Source organism: Pseudanabaena sp. CCNP1317, assembly GCF_034931345.1.
GTDB lineage: Bacteria > Cyanobacteriota > Cyanobacteriia > Pseudanabaenales > Pseudanabaenaceae > Pseudanabaena > Pseudanabaena galeata.
This window is the reverse complement of the sequence record NZ_JAYGIF010000011.1, coordinates 31,124-48,659: the sequence shown is the minus strand read 5'-3', so window position 1 is coordinate 48,659 and position 17,536 is coordinate 31,124. Positions and strand designations below refer to the sequence as shown.

Sequence of the window (17,536 nt, the reverse complement as noted above, 5' to 3'; positions counted from 1 at the left end):
GAATAGATTACCTTAAGTTCTCCAAATTTAACAGAGATTTTTGAAGCAAAAAAAATAGAGGGAATGCTGAGCATCCCCTCTATTTTTTAAATTACAGTTTCTAAGCTAATTACTCCATCATCACTAACCCATGCAATCTGAGAAATACCCCGCGATCGCGCATGGTCACGGACAGCATCCTCAGCCCGAAATTCTAGCTCTAGTTCGATCGCCTCAATATTGGGATCTTGACGTAAAAGTGCAGCATGGGCAAAGGCTGCTTGCATTGCCTCGGCAGTTTTCGCAACCACTAGGCAATTCGAGGTGGTAAGAGTTTGAGGTAGCCGCGATTGCAGAGCTTGCTGTAAGTCTTCAAGATTAAGACAAAAGCCAATGCTGGGGTAGCTAACATTTTGGGGATGATAGACCCCAAGCAGGTGATCATAGCGTCCACCTTGAGCAACTACATAGTTATTACAAGCGACTTCAAAAACGATGCCTGTGTAATAGTCAAAGGTTTGCATAAAGCTAAGATCAAGAATCAGGCGATCGCTTGAAGTCAGTCCTGTACTCTCCCATAGATCAATTAATGACTTGAGATAGTTAATTTCACCTGTTAATCCAGAAGTCCATGTACTGCTCGACAAGCGACTCAAAACATCCTTTGGCTTACCGCGCAGGTCAATTAGTTCAAGAGCATAGCCCTTAACATCAGCAGGCAAGTCCATCTCTTGCAGCGCAATGCGATCAAGACTGGCTAAGCACTGCCGTACTTTGGCGCGATATTGCTCTGGCAGTAAATCTAGCAATGCACCCGTCAGTCTGGCATCACCGAGAATAATTTGCCAGTCTGGCAGTTCTAGGCGATCAAGACTCTCGGCTAAGAGCATCAAGATTTCACCATCGGCAAGCAATCCCGAAGCCCCCAATAGTTCTACACCAGCCTGAAAGGATTCCTCGGAAGTGTTATTGGCTCTGCGCCGAAATACATTGGCATGGTAATAAAGTCGCTGTGGACAGGTTGCCACATTCTGCCCCAAACGAGCAGCATAGGCTCTGGCGATCGAGGCAGTAAATTCGGGACGTAATCCTAAAATATCAATGCTGCTACTATGCAGTTGAATCACCGATTTGGGATCAACGGCTCCACCTGCGGTAAGCGATCGCAGATGTTCGACAGTGGGCGTAATGATGCGTTGATAACCCCACGACTGAAAAACTTGTTGAATGCGGCTCTCGATCCAACTCTTTTGAGCAACGTCTAGGGGAAGTAAGTCTTTTGCGCCAGTTGGCAGTTGATGCACCATACAATTCTCTCAGTCTTCGTCTTTTATCGTACCGTGAATCCTTGCCGATATTAGGCGATCGCCTTTTAAACACAAATCCAAGAATTAGGGGTGCGGCGCGAAGCGCCGCACCCCTAATTCTTGAACAGCCAATAAAAAAAGCCGTGCTTTGCACGGCTTTTTTTATTGGGTTGAGTGTTATACGTTAACTTCAGCAGGTTTGACTTGAGATAGCAAACCAGTCAGGAAGTCACCTTCGATCACTTCTGTTTCCAAAAGCTTCTCAGAGATCGACTCTAGCAAATCACGATTAGCATTGAGAATTGCTAGCGCCTTGGCATGGGCATTTTCAACAATGGTTTTGATTTCCTTGTCGATCGCTTCGGAAGTAGCAGGGCTAACATTGCGAGCCATTTCCATACCACCGAGGAATTGGTTTTGTTGCTTTTGGTAGGCAAGTGGTCCCAAAACTTCGCTCATCCCGTAGCTAGTCACCATCTTATCCGCGAGATCTGTAGCGCGTTGAAGGTCATTGGATGCACCAGTGGTAATGCTACCAAAGATGATTTCCTCAGCCGATCGCCCACCTAGCAAGGTCGCAATTTGAGCTTCGATTTCTTCTTTGCTTAACAGGAAGCGATCTTCCGTTGGGAGTTGCAAGGTGTAACCGAGAGCCGCCATACCGCGAGGCACAATCGAGATTTTCTCAACTTTGCCGCTACTGGAGTTAAGCGCTCCGACTAGGGCATGACCAACTTCGTGATAAGCAACAATCCGCTTTTCGTTCTCATTGAGAACACGACTCTTCTTTTCTAGACCCGCAACTACACGTTCAACAGCTTCCGCGAAGTCTTCTAGTAACACAGTTTCACGTCCCGCACGAGCCGCAAGTAACGCCGCTTCATTCACGAGGTTAGCAAGATCCGCACCAGCAAAACCAGAAGTACGAGTAGCGATCGTTTCTAGGTCAACACTCTTGTCGAGAGTAACTTTTGTCGCATGGATTTTGAGAATTGCTAAGCGTCCGCTCTTGTCAGGGCGATCGACTAATACTTGGCGATCGAAACGACCTGGACGTAAGAGGGCTTGGTCAAGGGTTTCAGGGCGGTTAGTTGCAGCAAGAACAATTACCGTAGTTCCATCTACTCCGAAACCATCCATTTCGGTAAGCAATTGGTTGAGAGTTTGTTCGCGTTCATCGTTACCGCCGTACATGCCGCCACTAGAGCGAGCTTTACCGATCGCATCAAGTTCATCGATAAAGATAATACAAGGAGATTGTTTTTTGGCTTGTTCAAACAAGTCACGGACACGGGAAGAACCAACCCCGACAAAGAGTTCCACGAATTCAGAACCAGAGATACTGAAGAAAGGAACACCTGCTTCACCAGCGACCGCTTTGGCAAGCAGAGTTTTACCTGTTCCAGGAGGTCCAACTAGCAATACACCTTTAGGAATCTTTGCGCCGATCTTGGTGTACTTCTCAGGAGTTTTCAGGAACTGGACAATTTCTTGAAGTTCTTGTTTGGCTTCATCGACCCCAGCGACATCCGCAAACATCGTTTTAGTCGATTCACCTTCGACATAGACTTTTGCCTTGCTCTTGCCAATCTGCAAGCCACCAGGAGCGCCACCGCCACCGTTACGGCTGAACAGTTGGAAAATGCCGACAAAAATCAATGGGGGAATGACCCAGCTAAGTAATGTACCAAACCAGCCTGATTTCTGAACAGGTGCTGCTGCAAATTCGACCCCACTCTTTTCGAGGCGCTCTGGCAAATTCAAGTCAAAAATTGGGGTGGTCGAAATCACATCACCAGGAATGTCAGGCGTGACACCCTTTAACTGATAGGAGATCTGATCCTGTCCGATATATACCCTTGCTACATTGCCTTCTTCAATTTCATGGACGAAGAGGCTATAGGGAACACGCGCCATGGGCGGCGCAAATAAATTTGGTAAAAAGATGTTTATTATGAGCAATCCTGCGCCGATCAACAATAGGACATTGCCAATCAGTCTTGCACGCGATCGCTTGGGGTCTTCTTTTTTGACAGCCATTTTTTTATATTTTACGCTTTGTTTCTAAAGTCATTATAGAAATGATGGTTTCTTGACGCTAGACAGCAAACGTAGGGATAGCCGCCTGTGTCGCTAGGAAGAGAATAAGTAAAAGGCGGCGCGATGCGCCATCTTTTACTTATTCTCTTCCTAGCACCATTCCCAAAAGTGGTAAGGAATGGTGCTAGGACAATTTCAATGCCATAACAAGCCATAATATGGGCATTACAGCGCTTTGCGCTCAAACCCAAACCAAGAAAAAAAATGAAAGCGTTGCTTCGCAACGCTTTCATTTTTTTTCTTGTGGTTCGTTTGCTCGGTAATAGCTGTAATGCCAAAGCACAAAGTGGCTACGCCATTTTGTGCTTTTAAAACCCCTACTGGGTTTGGTTTTTAATTTGAATTTGGAATTGTTGGCAGGTGTCTAGGCTTGTGGTGATGTCCAAGATCGCGAATATCGTCAGGCAATTACTACTGTAGGGAGAGGATGTATGGCAGATCTTGAACCAAAACGTTAGCTATTAGCAATGGAAAGAATGATTGCCGCGCTTTACGCGGCAATCATTACTAGAGATGCAAATGTTGAATTACCGTATTTACATCCTTATCACCACGACCAGAGCAGTTAATAATGATGCGCTGATCAGCAGTTAGCTGTGGACAGAGAGTTTCGAGATAGGCGATCGCATGGGATGTTTCCAAAGCGGGAATGATTCCTTCCAAACGAGAGAGTCGTTGAAATGCATCTAGAGCTTCTTGATCGGTGACGCTGTAATACTCAGCACGACCTAAATCCTTTAGATAACTATGCTCTGGACCAACTCCAGGGTAATCTAAGCCAGCACTGATGGAATGGGCTTCCTGTACCTGTCCTTCAGTATCTTGCAATAAATAGCTCATTGCACCATGTAATACGCCAACTCGTCCAAGGGTGAGAGTGGCGGCATGAAACTCGGTGTTTGTCCCTTTACCTGCGGCTTCCACCCCAATTAAACGGACGCTTGGTTCATCGACAAATTCGTGAAATAGTCCCATCGCATTGGAGCCACCACCCACGCAAGCCAGCAAAATATCTGGCAAACCGCCCCATTTCTCTTGGCTCTGGCGACGACTCTCCTTCCCAATCACCGCATGGAAATCACGCACAATCATCGGGTAAGGATGGGGGCCTGCAACGGAACCAAGAATGTAATGGGTATCAACGACATTAGTTACCCAGTCCCGAATTGCCTCGGAAGTGGCATCCTTAAGCGTGCCAGTACCTGCCTCAACGGGGCGTACTTCTGCACCCATGAGTTTCATACGGAAGACATTGAGAGACTGACGCTCCATGTCTTGCACGCCCATGTAAATCACACAATCTAAACCAAAACGAGCACAAACTGTGGCTGTAGCTACACCATGCTGTCCTGCACCTGTTTCAGCGATTACGCGCTTTTTGCCCATGCGGATCGCTAGAAGCACTTGAGCTAGCGCATTATTGATTTTATGTGCGCCTGTGTGGTTGAGGTCTTCACGCTTTAGGTAAATCTGAGCCGTCCCATAGTGCTGTGTCAATCTTTCCGCAAAGTATAGAGGGCTAGGTCTACCCACATAGTCCCGCAAATAGCCATCTAGTTCATTGTTAAAATCTGGATCATTTTTGTAATGATAGAAAGCGGTTTCTAGCTCAGCAAGAGCGCTCATAAGGGTTTCGGGAACATATTTGCCCCCGAAAATACCAAACCGTCCTAAGGTATCGGGACGATTGACGATTGTGGATGGTGCAGTTGTTTTGGGTGCGATCGGCGTTGTGGTCATTGCGGTGGATCTTGACTGATGAGTTAGCTACTATTAAAACTTGCTTCGGGTGCTTGTGGCACTGTCTTTAGGATAACAAATTTTGAAAGTGCCGCTTCGCGGCACTTTCAAAATTTGCACTGGTTTTTAAGTCAGTACTTTGCGCTGTAACATATAGCTATAGCCACCTATATCAGCACAAATCAAAACCCAAATAGTGAGAGGCGGCGCTTCGCGCCGCCTCTCACTATTTGGGTTTTATGTCCTAACAAGAATGGCGACAGCTATATACCAAAAGATCAATCAGTTTCATGAATCAAGAAGACATCCGATCGCTAGAAATTACAAGTTATCCTGTAGCAGGAGTTGATGAAGTTGGTCGGGGTTGTCTGTTTGGCGAAGTTGTAGCGGCGGCAGTAATTTTGCCGATTGATCAATTAGCTTATTTAGAAGATCTCGGCGTGACTGATAGCAAGAAGCTTTCACCTCAACGGCGCGAAAAATTAGATCTGCTCATACGAGAAGTGGCGATCGCCTGTGCAATTGGTACAGCATCGGTTGAGGAAATCGATGAAATGAATATTCTCGCAGCGAGTTTACTGGCGATGGAAAGGGCGATCGCCAAGCTAAATCCCCAGCCTAAGCATTGTCTGATCGATGGTAATCAACTTTTACGATTTAAACTCATAGCCCCGATTCCACAAACTACTGTGATTAAAGGGGATTCTCTATCAATATCAATTGCGGCGGCAAGCATTATCGCGAAAGTATGGCGCGATCGCTGCATGGTCGAACTCGCAGAAATCTATACAGGTTATGACATTGCCACCAATAAAGGCTATGGCACGGCTAAACATCGACAGGCGATCGCGCAATTAGGTTACAGTGATTTACATCGTAAAACGTTTAAAATCAAAGAAGTGGTTTCTTCGCAATCACTTCTCTAAAACACAAGGACTATGCGTTTAATCCATACCTCTGATTGGCATTTGGGTAGAAAGTTAAAAGGAGTCGATCGCACCCCTGAAATTGCCTTAGCCCTAGACGAAATTCTTAAATATGCAAAAGAATATGAAGTGGATGCAGTCCTCATATCAGGCGATATTTTTGATGTGCCAAACCCCACGACTGAAGCCGAACGAATTGCCTATGATTTTTTCTATAAGCTCAATCAGTTAAGCATTCCCTCAGTAGCGATCGCGGGAAATCATGATTCGGCTAATCGCATTGATAGCCTTGCCCATTTACTATCCCTTGCAGGAGTGAGAGCTTTAGGTCGTCCCAGAATTGCCGAAGAAGGCGGATTGGTGAATATTGATACAGCCAATGGCAAGCTTTGCATCGGTGCGATGCCTTTTGCCTCGGAACGGAAGTTATTAGCTGCTGAGGATGTCTGGAATAAGGATGCTTTGGAACAGCGAAGTGATTATAAAACCCTTGTCACCTTTGTCCTTCAAGATCTGGCTAAAGCCTTTAAAACCGATGCTGTGAATGTGATGATGGCGCATATGACCGTTGATGGTGCAAAGTTTACGGGTTCTGAGGCAGCTTTTTATAGTGGTGATGTTTATAGTCTTTCAGGACAATCGATTCCTTCAGAATGCCAATATGTCGGCTTAGGACATATCCATCGACCACAACAGATTCCCAATGCTGCGCCGACCTATTATGCTGGCTCTGTAATTCAAGTGGATTTTGGGGAAGTGGGCGAAGAGAAAGGATTTAACTTAATTGAAGTGGAAACTGGTAGACCTGCAAAAGTGCAATTTCAACCACTCACCTGTCATAAACCACTCAAGCGTGTGGAATGTCATTTGGATCAACTTGAAGAGAATTTAGAAGCCCATCGTGATTATGAAGGCTATTTGAAATTTGCGATCGCTGTGGATACGCCGCCCATCGGACTCGCGGATCGGGTGCGAAAAGTTTGTCCGCAGGCGGTGATGGTTGAGCCGAAGCTAATCATCAATGAATCCGCACAGGTTCTAGTACCGAAAGATTACGATCGCTTTGATCCGATCTCTGAGTTTCAAAAGTTTTATAGCGATCGGGAAAAGAACTTGTCGCCTGAAGTAATTACCGCTTTCAAAGAGTTATATATGGAGTTTAGCGAAATACCCAATTAAGCATTTTGAAATAATTGCTTTGCAATTATTTCAAAATGCTATTTTTCGGCTAACAGTTGTCTTAAGCGTAGTATTTCTTGCTCAGCCTCATCAGCACGTTGCTTTTCGCTTTCAGCACGTTGTTTTTCAGTCTCGGCACGTTGCTTTTCGGCTTCGAGTAATTGACGCTCTTGAGCTAGTTTTTCTGATCCCCAGAGCAGTAAATTACCCGCATTGTCCCACCATCGCAACCAGTGAAAAGTCTGATCCAGCCTTGTGCCGTACCATGTACCAAGATATAAGCCGATGGACTCGATGAAGTAGCGACCATTTTCATCAAGGGATTGCAAAATATATTTGCCCGAAGCGTCTAGTTGACGAATTTCTAAGCGTCCATCTTCAGGATCGAAAATCACGTAGATCGGAATTTGCAAGATTTGCTCATAGAAATACATCTTGCCGTAGGGATAGGTGGGGCGAGTGGAATATTCCCCTGTTTCCTCTTCGGAGAGAAACTCCATCGCGATCGCAGGGGTGTCTCCGTCCACATGGGGGCTATAGCTGCGGCGGATCACATTTTTCCAAGTGGAATTTACTTTGGCAACATAGAACCAATCAGGGGCTTTAACGATGGTCTTTTGATTGATTCTGACCACTAGCGCCATATTTGAGGCAACTATGCGCTCTGGGGTGACAAGTTGAGCAATTTCTAGGCTGTCATTGAGGGCGGCGGCGAGAAGAGGTTGAGCAATGCTTTCCACAGGATCATCAGGTAGAATAAAATTTTTAGGCAAAGATTCCCAAACAATTTCAGGCTTGGCTTTGGCTTTGGCGATCGCTTGGAGTACTTCAGGTTGGACTGAGTTAGCCGCGATTTGCCCAGAGTCACTTGGACTAAGTGGTTGATTAAGTATTGGTGCGATCGCTTGCGTCATTGTTATTTGCGTAAATGACTAATTGATTATTGCTATTCTACATGGAGTTTCCTGATGCGCCCCCTTGAGTTAATTGTCGAAGGATTTACTATTTCTAGGTATGAATAGATGATATTAGACAACGAAAACCAGAATCTAAAAGTCCATGAATGGATTAAGGAATATACAGAAGAAGGCACGATTGATATCGTTACAGGCTATTTCACGGTTGGGGCTTTAGCTTATCTTTCGCAGGAGGTTAATCAAAAAATTACGAAGTTTCGGCTAGTACTGGGAGATATCGTTAACTTCGATCAAGTCGATGAGCGTCCCTTAGATTTGCTAAATGAAAACATTACGATTGAGGCGGCGCTGAATCTTAGTCGTCTGGCTCAGGAAGCGGTTGATTTTTTAAAGCAGGATAAAGTTAAGGCAAAAACTTTAGAGCCAAATTTTTGTCATGCTAAGTGCTATCTATTTGAGCCGTCAAAAAAAGACGATCGCGACAAATACTTTATTTCAGGTAGTTCAAACCTGACTGAAGCAGGGATTGGTTTAAAGCATACTAATAATCTGGAACTGAATATTGCTGAGACGGGAAACAATAGCCAATATAAAGAGCTAGTCGCATGGTTTGAAAATCTTTGGCATAAGCCCCAAGCTCATAAAGAGAAGACGATTCTGGCTAAGGATGGCACGAGTAAAAAGATTGATTTTAAGCAATATCTGATTGAGGCGATCACGAAGATATTTATCGAATATTCGCCACGAGATATTTACTACAAGATCTTATTTGAGCTATTTGGGAATCAAATTCTGGAAATTGAGAACGATCCAGAGTTTAATCGTCAAGTGGGAAGGTTAGAAAATACGGCTATTTTTAATGCTCTCTATGACTTTCAGAAAAAAGGAGTCTTGAGTTTAATTCGGATGCTTCAGAAATATGACGGGGCAATCTTAGCGGACGCGGTGGGTTTGGGTAAAACTTGGAGCGCTTTGGCGGTAATGAAGTTTTTCCAGATGCAGGGGCGCGAGGTGATCTTGCTTTGTCCTAAGAAACTGGAAGATAACTGGAACCGCTATAAGGAAAATCAGGAATCCAAGTTTGAACCCGACAAACTCAAGTTTTTTATGCGTTTTCATACGGATATGAGTAGCTCTCGCTTAGAGTCCTATAGCGATCGCGCTGATAAGTTCTTTCGTGATGATAAGCCTAAGCTGATTGTGATTGATGAAAGTCATAATTTACGGAATGACAAGGCAAATCGCTATAAGTTTTTGGTGGAGCAGATTTTACAAAAGAATCAAGATATTAAAGTTCTATTAATATCGGCAACACCGATCAATAACTCTCTGAATGATGCTAGAAACCAGTTTAAGTTGATGGTGCAGGGGAATGTGCATGGCTATGACGCAAAATTGGGTGTCAGAAATATTGACTATTCCCACCACAATTGATGACTTCTGAAACCATCTCAAATTGGGGATGCTTTGCCCAAAACCTCACAACGCAGTCACAATTTATCTGTGAAGAAATTAAGATCCCCGACTTTTTCTTTGCAAGCATAGATCACCTTTATTAATCACAAAAAAAGTCGGGGATCTGAGTCACTGTGAAAATAAATCCCATGTAGGGGCATAGCATTCCCGCCACAATTGATGACTTCTGAAACCATCTCGAATTGGGAATGCTTTGCCCAAAACCTCACAACGCAGCCACAATTTATCTGTGACAAGCAAACAGGCTTCAGCATTTGCGATTTAAGATAGACGCAGAGAGTACAAAAATATTGGCGCAAATGCTAAACCCCTACAGAATATTCTTTTTATGCAAATCCCATTTAGGGGCAAGGCATTCCCGCCACAATTGATGACTTCTGAAACCATCTCAAATTGGGAATGCTTTGCCCAAAACCTCGCAACGCAGTCACAATTTACCTGTGAAGAAATTAAGATCCCCGACTTTTTCTTTGCAAGCATAGATCACCTTTATTAACGTCAGTTCATCATTTTTCTTACCTCCTTATTACTTCATTTTTTATACTTTGTACCCATCTGTAACCGTTACCTAAAAAGCCCTTCTGTTATATCTTTCAAAGATCCCGTGAAAAGAAGAGGACTTTCAGAAGGGGGTGAATTTGATCAATCACTGACCCAGAAAATCACTTGATTATCTTACTCCTTGCGAAGTATTCTTTGCTTCATCAGAATCCGTTGCATTTCATCCTTGAATTGGCGGAATTGTATTGACAACGCGGCGGCGAGTTTCTAAGATCTGACTGATTTCACGGGCAAAACTGGGCTGGCGATCGATCATTTGATTAACAGCACTTGCCGACAGCATCATTACCTCTAGATCGGCGATCGCAGTTACGGATATCGGACTAGGATCACCTGAAAAAAGGGTCATCTCACCAAAAAATTCGCCCGTCTTGATGGTTAATAATTCATGTTCGAGACGATCGCGATCGCATACGGTCATCATTGCTTTACCAGCAATCACAATGTACAGCGCATTATTACTGACTCCCTGCCAGATCACTTTCTCGCCTGCACCATAATGCTGCAAATCAATGCCATCGGCAGCAGAATCAGGATTTTGGAGTGGCACAAAGGAAGGTAAGGATTGGAGACTTTCGGTAAATTTTTTGGATGTTCCTTGCGCCTGTGAAGTAGGTCCATGAAAATGGTAAAGCGTGCGAATGGGGAAAGGAATCGTCAGGCTATTGCGTTGGGCGGCATACCAGATTCGACTCATAAAGCGATCGCGAATGCTTTCAATGTCACAGTAATCACTGATATAAAATTTCACTTCATAGGTAATTGCAAAGTCATCATAGGAAATCGTAAAAATTTCTGGCTCAGGGTCTTTTAAGATTCCTTCAGTCTCTAGAGCCGTGGTTAACAGGACATGCTTAGCTAAGTTGGGCGGATCATTATAGGAGAATCCGTGGCGAATCCGTTCGGCATGAATGGCGATCGGGCGGCTAAAATTACGAATGATTTCATTACCGATCAGCTTGTGGGGAATAATTACCATTTCGCGATCGAAGGTTTGCAAACGCACGGCTCGCCAGTTAATATCAATCACCTGACCCGTCACCTCGCCCACTGTCAGCCAATCCCCCACCGAAAAAGGACGCTCAAATAGTAGGGCAATGCCTGACATGACGCTGCCGAGCGTATCTTGCAGCGCTAAACCAATCACAATCGAGCTAACTCCTAGAGCCGTGACTAATCCCGCCAGATCCGCATTCCAGACTGTCGCTAACACGATCGCAGTGCCTAGGAGGACTAAAAACAAGCGAAACAAATCAATCAAGAGTTTAGGAACTCGCGCCCGCCAAGTATCAGCTTTGGCTTGCTCAAAAATCACCGCATTCAGCAAAGAGAGTGCTGCATGGAGTACGCAAATCCAAAAGAGAGTCTGTACGCTCTTCACGATGTCATCACTGGCTGGACGCTGTAACACGTACTGGATAAACAACATGAAGGCAAGCATTGGCAGCACCAAGTTTCGCACTACTTGCAATGTGGCGGCGAGAGGGCGGCGGCGATGTTGTAAGCGATAGATCACTTCGCCGAGAATAATTACCGACAGAGCTAGTCCGACAATTAAAGCGATCGCCCAAATAAATAGATAATTGGCACTAGGTTGCAGCATATTGGGATTTCCTAATGAGTTAAAAACATGGCGAAAAACAAGGCAAAGTCATGTTTTAACTCGGTTTAATTTTGATCGGGCTTTTGAGTTGCCATGCTTGTAACAAGTTTGTTCCTGCTTCCACTTTGGTGGCTAGGGGCGCAAACTCATAGAGGTCGCAGAGACGGTGATAAATTGCGTGGGAAACTAAAATTGAGCCTTCAGGACAAGCCGACTTTAAGGCACTAGCAATATTAATCGTGTCACCCCAAACATCGTAGATAAATTTATTTCTGCCGACGATGCCTGCCACGATATCACCTGAGTTAATTCCCAAACTAATATTTAATTGGAAGCCACGCTCTTGACTAAAGCGACGGACGATCGCTTGCATCTCTATCGCAAAATCGATCGCCCGTTTATCGTGGTCGAGATAGGGAACTGACAAGCCGCAAACCGCCATATAGCTATCACCAATGGTTTTTATTTTTTCCATGCCATAGCGATCGGCGGTTTCATCAAAGCTCGTAACTAGATCATTGAGAATGCTGACAATTTCGTAAGCCGTAAGCGAATCTGACAACTTTGAGAAGCCCGTTAAATCCGAAAATAGCACCGTCACATTAGAAGCACTTTCGGCAATATTCTTTTCACCTTGTTTTAAACGTTTAGCGATCGCCGCAGGAAAGATGCTCAGCAACAACTGCTCATTCTCGCGATTTTTCTCTTCGACTAAATCGGTCTGATCGCGCAAGCTGGTCACCATCAAATTAAAAGATTGAGCGAGTTCGCCAAACTCATCTTCAGTCTCTAAAATGGCGATCGTATCCAACTGACCAGCCGCCACTTTACGAGCGCTCTCAATTAATTGATTAATCGGTTTCACAAATAATGAAGCCATCGCCATGGCGAGGATGATCACCAATAACATCAATAGTGTTGCCGAAATCAATAACTGACGCTCAAAGTCATAAATTGGCGCATAAGCCTCTGCTAAATCAATTTCCGATAAAATCACCCATTTTAAGCCTTCTATTTGTAAAGGAGCGTAGGAACTCAAAACAGGAATATCTCGATAATCACGAATGAGTTGAAGTCCCTGTTTGCCCATCAGTGATTCTTCCACCGCAGGAGTCCGCACAACTTGGGCTAAGATCGAAGTCTTGTATTGCCTGATGCGGGCGATCGTTTCTTTGTTTACGCCCAAGGTAACTAGAGTATTGATGTACTCTTCAGGAGTTTCGATCAAAAATCGGGAAACGGAGCGCATTAAATAATCTTGACCAACTAGATAGGTTTCACCACTTTTGCCCAAACCATCACTTTCCCATTTGAGATTACCCGTCATCACGTTATTGATTTCATCGACAGGGACTTGAATCGCTAGTACACCCATAAATTTATCTTGACTATAAATAGGAGCCGCAATAAAAGCCGCAGGAGCGCCATAGGAAGGAGCATAGGATTCTAGATCGATAATCCTTGCATAGTTTTTTTCTTTAGCCCGTCTTACCGAGGAGAAGAGCCGCGCAAAATTGCTTTCGTTATATGCGCCAACAACGAGGCTAGTCCCAAAATCTGTCTCTTTGTAAACTGTATAAACTATGCGACCATCAGGATCGATGAGAAACAAATCATAGTAGCCAAACTTCTCAATGATATTCCGAAAAATCGGATGATAACGCTCATGGAGGCGGCTATATTGGCTATTATCATTAGCTTTGTTTAAGAGATGTTTTTTGCCTAGCGGATTAGAATTATTGGCTATGTAATGATATTGCAGATAATTACTAGCGATCGATTCTGGTAAAAATGAATTGAGAACGGGGGAGCCTTGCTCTGTCCGTGCTAACTTTGGCAGAAATTCATTCTCATAATAACCATTAATTTTGACAGAAGCATCCGCAGGTAATGGTACATTCTCAAGCTGTCGGTAAGCATTGGTAAATTCAGCGATCGCTGATGCTGTCGATAGATCGTTACTCAGGGTCTGTACATGATTGCGAATCATTTTGAAATAGGATTCAATTTGATAAGCCTTGGAAGCACGGACACTGGTTAGCTGATTAAATACGCGATCGGTCAAATTAGCTTGACCACTGCGATAGCCCAGATAAGCGGTGACGAGGATTGAGCTACTGCTAACTGTCAGTAACATGACAATCAGTTTCGATTTGATACTCAACCAATTAAACTTAAACCACTGCATATAAAAATAGTTGCAAAATCGAAAGTAAAAGAATTTAGTTCTTTCACTTTTGAATTAATTATTAAGAGCAATGTATTTTATGTTAGAAATTCCCAAGAAAATGTTAGCAGCTAACCCATTGGGCTTCGCCGCCCTATTAAAATCGGTATCGCATTACTCACTTATGTTACGCAGAAGCAGAGATTGAAGCCTAGAGATCGAGTCTCTTCCTATTGTTATTTAATTTCGATAAATTAGCGGCGATCGCCAAGTCAAATAATTAATTCTGAAGCGCAAAGCGCTATATTGTGATCTTGCGACAAAAAAGCTAAAATCTAGCGAACTAATTTAGTTAACCATTGCTAAAACCCTATGACTTCTTTCCCTGATTTCGCGGCGCATGGTTTTCAAGTTGTCAAAGAATTGGGGCATAACTTGGAGGGAGGCAGGTTTACTTATCTAGCAAAACGCCTTTCTGATAATTGTGATGTTGTAGTCAAGCAATTTCAATTTTCTAAAAGTGCGGGGTGGGATGGATTTAGGTCGATCGAGCGTGAGATCCAGAGTTTGCAGGGTTTAAATCATCGTGGTATTCCCAAGTATTTAGACAAGTTTGAGACAGATAACGGCTATTGCTTGGTTACAGAATATTTTCCTGCGGACACTTTGGCGGTGAGGCGGAGTTTTACGCCTGACCAAATTAAGCAAATTGCGGTGCAGATTTTAGAGATTTTGGTGTATCTGCAAGAGCGAATGCCGCCCGTCATTCACCGTGACGTTAAGCCTGAAAATATTTTGGTAGATAATAATCTCAATGTTTACTTAATTGATTTTGGTTTTGCGCGGGTGGGTAGTGGCAGTGTGGCGATGAGTAGCGCTAATGCGGGGACGTTTGGCTTCATGGCTCCCGAACAAATCCGCAATCTCAAGCTAACGAATGCGTCTGATCTCTATGGTTTGGGTTTGACGCTAATCTGTTTGATTGGGGCGATTCGTTCGACAGATATTGGCAATTACATCGATTTCAGCAATCAACTAGATCGCAGCAAAATCGATCCGAAGTTGAAGGGATGCAGTTTAACCTTTGTGAAGTGGTTAGATCAAATGGTCGCGCCCGATCCAAGTAAGCGGTTTGCTGATGCTAAGACTGCATTAGAGACGTTGAAACCTTTGTATGTAGTGCGTGTGCCTGAAGTGCAGCTTTTTAAGGATAGCGAAGCGATCGATCCGAGTAGAACTCCATTCAAGTTTAAGGCAAAGAAATTGGGTGAAAAGATGAGGCAAATGATTACGCTCAAAAATTCTATTCCCGAAACTGTTTTAGAAGGTTATTGGGAAGTCGCCCCACATCCCAACGATCCGCCGCACACGCCAGATAGTCATGTTTGGATTTCATTTAACAAACAAAAAGTTAAAGGGAACGATATCAACTGTGAAATAACTGTAGATACCAGCAAACTGCGTGCAGGGCTTACAGGTTCGCGGCAGCTAGTATTCCATTCCAATACAAACCAAGGTCAAATCAATTTACCTCTAGAAATTGAAACAGCTAACCCCTTGCCTAAGATACCTCTGTCTCTATATTTTGGGGAGGTTTTATGTTTTGGTTGTGTTCTTGCAAGTGGCGTTATAGCTATTTGGGCTGAGGCAGAGGCTGGGTCTGTGGGTATGGCTTTGTCTGGGGCTGTGGCTTTGGCTGTTGTAGCTATAGCTGCGACTAGGGCTGTGGCTGTGGGCATATGTTTAGAAGTGGTTGTGGTTGTGGCTATGGCTTGGACTGGTGCTTGGGCTGCTGCTTGGGCTGGTGCTGTGGTTTGGACTGCGGCTTGGGTTTGGGCTTGGGTTTGGGCTGGAGGTAAGCTTGATGAAAAATACAAGTCTTTAACCGCAGCCCAAAATCCCTCATTTTGGATGCTCTTCTGGAGTCGTTATGTATTGGCTCTGCTCTGTGGCTGTGGGCTTGGAATCAATATTTTTGGTATGGGTTTAACAAAGGGATTTTTCATTCCTGTGACAATGATTCCTATCGTTACTATAGCCAGTGGTGCGGGCTTGGTTTACTTAACTATCCTGCCGATGTTTCAGCGTCAGTCTCAATTAGCCACTTACCGCAAAAAAGAACAGCACTTGATTAACCCATGAACCTAAAATTATGGAAGACATTCTTCAACAAATTAGAGAATCAGCAACCACCTCTTCTCCCCCCTTCACAAGGGGGGCTGGGGGGGATCACCCTCTAAACCACAAGCCCCATTTCCCCAACTACAAAGTACACACAAAACTCCCTGTCTACGTTTCAAGGTTTAGATCCCCCTCAATCCCCCTTGCAAAGGGGGAAGAAGAGAAAGAACTTAATTCTCTAATCATGGAAGACATTCTTCAACAAATTAGAGAATCAGCAACCACCTCTTCTCCCCCCTTCACAAGGGGGGCTGGGGGGGATCACCCCTTAAACCACAAACTCCATTTCCCAAACCACAGAGTACACACAAAACTCCCTGACTACGTTTCAAAGTTTAGATCCCCCTCAATCCCCCTTGCAAAGGGGGAAGAAGAGCAAGAACTTAATTCTCTAATCATGGAAGACATTCTTCAACAAATTAGAGAATCAGCAACCACCTCTTCTCCCCCCTTCACAAGGGGGGCTGGGGGGGATCACCCTCTAAACCACAAGCCCCATTTCCCCAACTACAGAGTACACACAAAACTCCCTGTCTACGTTTCAAGGTTTAGATCCCCCTCAATCCCCCTTAGAAAGGGGGAAGAAGAGCAAGAATCTAATTCTTCCACCTTAGAAGAGAAAAAATTTAATTCTCCCCCCTTCACAAGGGGGGCTGGGGGGGATCAATGACACTTAAAACCAGCAACCTCCATCTCCCCTATAACCCTGATCTCACCACCAGAGCCAAAGAACTGCGTCAAAACATGACACCCGCAGAAAGAAAACTTTGGCACAAATATTTAAAAAACTTCCGATTTAGAGTTCTGCGACAAAGACCTATTGACCATTTCATCGTTGACTTCTACTGTCCTAGCCTCAAACTAGTTATTGAAGTTGACGGAGAAAGCCACTATACCGATGAGGGGACAGCCTATGATCAAGAAAGAACACAACGATTAGAAGGCTACGAGATTAAGGTTATTCGGTTTACTAATCGACAGGTGTTAGAAGACTTTGAGAGGGTGTGTGAAGAGATAGAGAGGATGATCCCCCCCAGCCCCCCTTGAGAAGGAGGGAGAAGAGTTAGCCAGAGAGCCTGAAATTATGGAAGACATTCTTCAACAAGTTAGAGAAGCGGCAGAAAAGCAAATATTATTTCTTCCACACGCTCTCCGTCAAATGTCTCGACTAGATCGAATGATTACTACTCAAGAAGTTAGAGAGACTGTCATGACAGGAGAATTGATAGAAGACTATTCCGAAGATGCGAGAGGTCATAGTTGCTTACTGTTCAAATCAGTAGAAACAAATCGAATAATTCATGTCGTTTGCGCTCCTAAGCCAGAATACCTTGCAATTATTACGGCTTACATACCCAGTAGCAGTCAATGGACAAACAATTTTAGAGAGAGGTTATAAC

13 protein-coding genes are annotated in these 17,536 nt (G+C 44.2%); 7 read left to right on the top strand and 6 right to left on the bottom strand.

Annotated elements, in window-relative coordinates; translation table 11 throughout:
- Nucleotides 1–86 precede the first annotated feature (86 nt).
- The 3 genes from VB775_RS06045 to trpB form a co-directional block, all read right to left on the bottom strand.
- Nucleotides 87–1,286, bottom strand: a complete 1,200-nt coding sequence (locus VB775_RS06045) for an ATP phosphoribosyltransferase regulatory subunit (RefSeq protein ID WP_281006444.1) — start codon at nucleotides 1,284–1,286, stop codon at nucleotides 87–89.
- A gap of 177 nt (nucleotides 1,287–1,463) precedes the next feature.
- Nucleotides 1,464–3,326 carry an ATP-dependent zinc metalloprotease FtsH gene (gene ftsH, locus VB775_RS06040; protein ID WP_281006445.1) on the bottom strand — a complete coding sequence of 621 codons (1,863 nt, stop codon included), beginning with the start codon at nucleotides 3,324–3,326 and terminating at the stop codon, nucleotides 1,464–1,466.
- A 567-nt stretch (nucleotides 3,327–3,893) separates the two neighbouring features.
- Nucleotides 3,894–5,126 (bottom strand): tryptophan synthase subunit beta, encoded by a 1,233-nt coding sequence (gene trpB / locus VB775_RS06035; RefSeq protein ID WP_281006446.1) that lies wholly within the window; start codon nucleotides 5,124–5,126, stop codon nucleotides 3,894–3,896.
- A 290-nt stretch (nucleotides 5,127–5,416) separates the two neighbouring features.
- On the opposite strand from trpB, the gene VB775_RS06030 reads away from it, so the two are divergent.
- Nucleotides 5,417–6,052, top strand: a complete 636-nt coding sequence (locus VB775_RS06030) for a ribonuclease HII (RefSeq protein WP_281006447.1) — start codon at nucleotides 5,417–5,419, stop codon at nucleotides 6,050–6,052.
- 12 nt (nucleotides 6,053–6,064) lie between these two features.
- On the top strand, nucleotides 6,065–7,231 hold the full coding sequence (locus tag VB775_RS06025) for a metallophosphoesterase family protein (protein WP_281006448.1): 1,167 nt from the start codon (nucleotides 6,065–6,067) through the stop codon (nucleotides 7,229–7,231).
- 38 nt (nucleotides 7,232–7,269) lie between these two features.
- On the opposite strand, the gene VB775_RS06020 is transcribed toward VB775_RS06025, so the two are convergent.
- Nucleotides 7,270–8,145: a Uma2 family endonuclease gene (locus VB775_RS06020; RefSeq protein WP_281006449.1), complete on the bottom strand. Its 876-nt coding sequence runs from the start codon at nucleotides 8,143–8,145 to the stop codon at nucleotides 7,270–7,272.
- A 108-nt stretch (nucleotides 8,146–8,253) separates the two neighbouring features.
- Here VB775_RS06020 and VB775_RS06015 point away from each other — a divergent pair, with 108 nt between their 5' ends.
- A complete protein-coding gene (locus VB775_RS06015) occupies nucleotides 8,254–9,582 on the top strand; it encodes a DEAD/DEAH box helicase family protein (RefSeq protein ID WP_281006450.1) in 1,329 nt (442 codons plus the stop codon).
- A 763-nt stretch (nucleotides 9,583–10,345) separates the two neighbouring features.
- On the opposite strand, the gene VB775_RS06010 is transcribed toward VB775_RS06015, so the two are convergent.
- Together VB775_RS06010 and VB775_RS06005 are read right to left on the bottom strand one after the other, a co-directional pair.
- Nucleotides 10,346–11,788 (bottom strand): mechanosensitive ion channel family protein, encoded by a 1,443-nt coding sequence (locus VB775_RS06010; RefSeq protein WP_281006451.1) that lies wholly within the window; start codon nucleotides 11,786–11,788, stop codon nucleotides 10,346–10,348.
- A gap of 55 nt (nucleotides 11,789–11,843) precedes the next feature.
- Nucleotides 11,844–13,976 carry an adenylate/guanylate cyclase domain-containing protein gene (locus VB775_RS06005; protein WP_281006452.1) on the bottom strand — a complete coding sequence of 711 codons (2,133 nt, stop codon included), beginning with the start codon at nucleotides 13,974–13,976 and terminating at the stop codon, nucleotides 11,844–11,846.
- Between the two features lie 351 nt (nucleotides 13,977–14,327).
- Between VB775_RS06005 and VB775_RS06000 the strand changes: the two genes are divergently transcribed.
- From VB775_RS06000 to VB775_RS05985, 4 genes are read left to right on the top strand one after another with little or no spacing between them, the layout of a single operon-like run.
- Entirely contained in the window at nucleotides 14,328–16,097 is a 1,770-nt protein-coding gene (locus VB775_RS06000; RefSeq protein ID WP_281006453.1) for a serine/threonine protein kinase, read from the top strand.
- 10 nt (nucleotides 16,098–16,107) lie between these two features.
- Nucleotides 16,108–16,806 (top strand): hypothetical protein, encoded by a 699-nt coding sequence (locus VB775_RS05995; RefSeq protein ID WP_281006454.1) that lies wholly within the window; start codon nucleotides 16,108–16,110, stop codon nucleotides 16,804–16,806.
- A complete protein-coding gene (locus tag VB775_RS05990) occupies nucleotides 16,803–17,183 on the top strand; it encodes an endonuclease domain-containing protein (RefSeq protein WP_281006455.1) in 381 nt (126 codons plus the stop codon). The genes VB775_RS05995 and VB775_RS05990 overlap by 4 nt, the downstream gene beginning before the upstream one ends.
- Before the next feature lie 37 nt (nucleotides 17,184–17,220).
- A complete protein-coding gene (locus tag VB775_RS05985; protein ID WP_281006456.1) occupies nucleotides 17,221–17,535 on the top strand; it encodes a DUF4258 domain-containing protein in 315 nt (104 codons plus the stop codon).
- The last annotated feature ends 1 nt before the right edge of the window (nucleotide 17,536 follow it).